At 76.0% G+C, this 2,962-nt stretch carries 1 protein-coding gene; it reads left to right on the top strand.

The window, feature by feature from the left end:
• Positions 1-2,962: pentapeptide repeat-containing protein (locus tag N912_RS0148110; protein ID WP_028928016.1), on the top strand; the 2,962-nt coding region annotated here is incomplete at both ends.

Genomic DNA, 2,962 nt, shown 5'->3' with positions numbered 1-2,962 from the left:
AGGCGCTGGCCGGGCGGATCGTGTCCGACGTGCTGGGCGGGCGTGCCCTGAAGGCGATCGGTGAGCGTTCGGGCGGGTTGACGTCCGAGGAGTGGTCCGGGCTGGGGTCGCGGGGTCCTCCCGGGCGCTACCGCGACTCCTACCGGGACTCCTACCGTGACTCCTACTCCTATGACGACTCGCCGAAGAACACCGACGCGGTGCTCAACGGCCGGTTGGACGTCATCAAGGGCGAGAAGAAGCTCGCGGACGAGAAGAAGCAGGTCGCGGACGGCAAGCTGGCCCAGGCGACCTATGACCAGCACGTCAAGGAACACCAAGAGCTTTCCAAGAAGGTCGACTCCCAGGCCGCCACGCTCTCCCCGGAGCGCAACGAGCTGATCGACGACGTGATCAGCGGGCATCAGCGGCTGGAGAGCAACCAGGCCAAGCTGGACGCGAGCAAGAAGAACCTGGACACGCGGCAGGCGAAGCTCGACTCCGAGCTCCAAGCGGGTCGGCTCGATGTTGGCGAGTACGTCGGGACCGCGATCGACACCGGGATCTACCGCTCCCAGGCCGCCCGGCAGGAACGGCTGCGCGAGCGCGTCTACGCCCAGACCGAGGAGCTGCGCGCGGCCACCGGCCGGGCCGGGCCGGAGCAGTCGGCCGCGCTGGGGGACCGGGCGGCGTCCGGGTCGTCGTGCGGGTCCAGCGGGGCGTTCAGCGAATGCTCCTCGGTGGCGACCAACCCTCGGACGGGCGAGCGCGAGGGCCAGCGGTGCATGGGGCTGTCCGGGGTGTCGGGCTGTTCGAGCTCGGCGGGCTCGGGCGAGTCGTCGGCGTCCGGGAGCTGCGGGGTCGACGGCGGCTGCCGGACCACGGCCACCCGGGGCGGCAACACCGCCAGCTCGTCCTGCCCGGCCGGGGACTGCCAGGCCGGCAGCTACGCCAACCGGGCCCGCGCGGCGGCCGACTGTTCGAGCGCCGGCGGGTGCGGGGCGAGCAGCGGCAGCCGGGGGAGCGGCGGGCGGGACGTGTACGCGGTGGGCGCGACCGCTGCGGAGGAGAAGCCGGCGGCGGGGGCGAGCTCGGGCTCGTGCACGGGCAGCTGCTCGCTGAGCACGGGCTCGGACGTCGGCGGCTCGGCGGGGGCGGACTGCTCCGCGACCGGCGGCGGCTGCACCACCCACAGCACCGGCGGGGCGCGGGAGCGGAGCGCGGCGGCGGACTCGACGTGCGCTTCGAGCTCGGGGTGTTCGGCGTACAGCTCGGTCACGGGCTCCGCTTCCGGTTCGGAGGCGCGCGCCCAGGCCGGGGTCCGGGTGGACTGCGCGGGCGCCGGCTGCTCCGGCGTCGGGTCGACCCGCACCAGCGCGGACGCGGCCAGCGGCACCGGAGCGCTGCGCCACGGCGAGACCACCTCGGGCTGCGCCGCGACCGGCGGGCCGTGCCACGCCGAGAGCGGCGCCTACGCCGGCAACCCGCTGGCCACCCGAACCCGGCTGGGCACCGACCCGTGGACCGGCGCGCCGCGCCTGGCGTCGAGCACCTTCGACGGCGACGCCCGCGCCGGGGGCACCGCCAGCGCCGGGGTGGACTGCGCCGGGCGGGCCGGTTGTGGCGGCACCAGCTATGCCAGCACCGCCGGCGAGGTCACCTCCGCTTCCACCGAGCCCGGCAAGCCCGGCGCGACCCGGCGGACCAGCGGCGAGAACTCCTGCTCGGTCTCCGGCAACGGGAGCTGCGCGAGCCGGTCGCAGTCCCGCGCCGACGACCGCCTCGGCCTGCTTCCGGGCAAGGCGGCTCGGGGCGGTCGGGGTTCGGGCGCTCGCGGCGGCGGTTGTGTCGCGTCGGTGTGCGCGGAGCAGGCCGGCGGCTCGGGCTCGGGTTCGTTCCCGGGCGGGATGCCGCTGGCGCCCGGTCGCGGCGGCGGCGAGTCCTGGCTGGCCGGCGGCGTGCCCGGCGGGTCGGGCGCCGGCGGCGGGCACTGGGCCGGCCTGGCCGACCACGACGGCTCGGGGCGTCCGTCCGCCTGGCGCGCCGGGAACGGTGACGCCGGCGCGGGTGCGCCCGGCTCCCCGGCCTGGTCGCAGGCCCGTCCTCGGGGTCCACCGCGCGATGTGTCCGCCTCCAGCCAGGCCAGCGGCCAGCTCGACTGCGCCGGCCCCGACTGCTCCGGCGGCGCCACCAGCAACACCAGCGGCGCCGCGTCCGGCGACGTGCCGTTGCGCGACAGCACCGGCGCCAACACCTGCTCCGCGTCCGGCGGCTCGGGCTGCACCAGCCGAGCCCGCACCGACGTCACCAACCGCGCCACCACGCCGGCCGACAAGATCGCGGCCAGCGCGACCGACACGGCGGCCCCGACCGCCCGTACCCGCACTCGCACTCGCACCGCCGCCGGCGAGCCGGTCAGCGTCTCGCACGCCTCCGGCACCGCGAGCTGCCCCTCCGGCGGCGGCCGCTGCTCGGCCGACACCCGCAGCGAGACCACCGCCCTGGACACCGCCGTGTCCCCCCGGCGCACCGGCTCCGACGCGACCGCCGGCTGCCACGTCTCCGGCGGCGGCTGCCAGGCCCCCTCGCACTCCGCCGCCTCCACCGCCCCCGACTACGTCGTCTACGACGCCGTCACCAAAGCCCCCCGCGCCGACCAGCCCACCCGCGGCCCCACCAGCAACTCCGGCTCCGACGCCCGCCTGACCGACTGCGGCCGAGGCTGCTCCGGCGGCTCCCACAACTGGTCGAACGCCGGCGTCGGCAACCACGGCGACGCCAACACCGGCGACCACAACACCGGCTTCCGCAACGTCGGCGACCACAACGTCGGGAACTCGAACGTCGGCAACGGCAACGTCGGGAGCTCGAACGTCGGCAGTGGGAACCGGGGTTCGTTCAACCGGGGTGACGGCAACCTGGGTAGCTCGAACGTCGGGTCGTTCAACGTCGGCAACTCGAACGTCGGGAGCGGGAACCGGGG

This window comes from Actinospineispora acaciae DSM 45401 (genome assembly GCF_000620785.1).
GTDB classification, from domain to species: Bacteria; Actinomycetota; Actinomycetes; order Mycobacteriales; family Pseudonocardiaceae; genus Pseudonocardia; species Pseudonocardia acaciae.
Note: the sequence above shows the minus strand (reverse complement) of the source record. Positions and strands in the feature narration are given on the sequence as shown.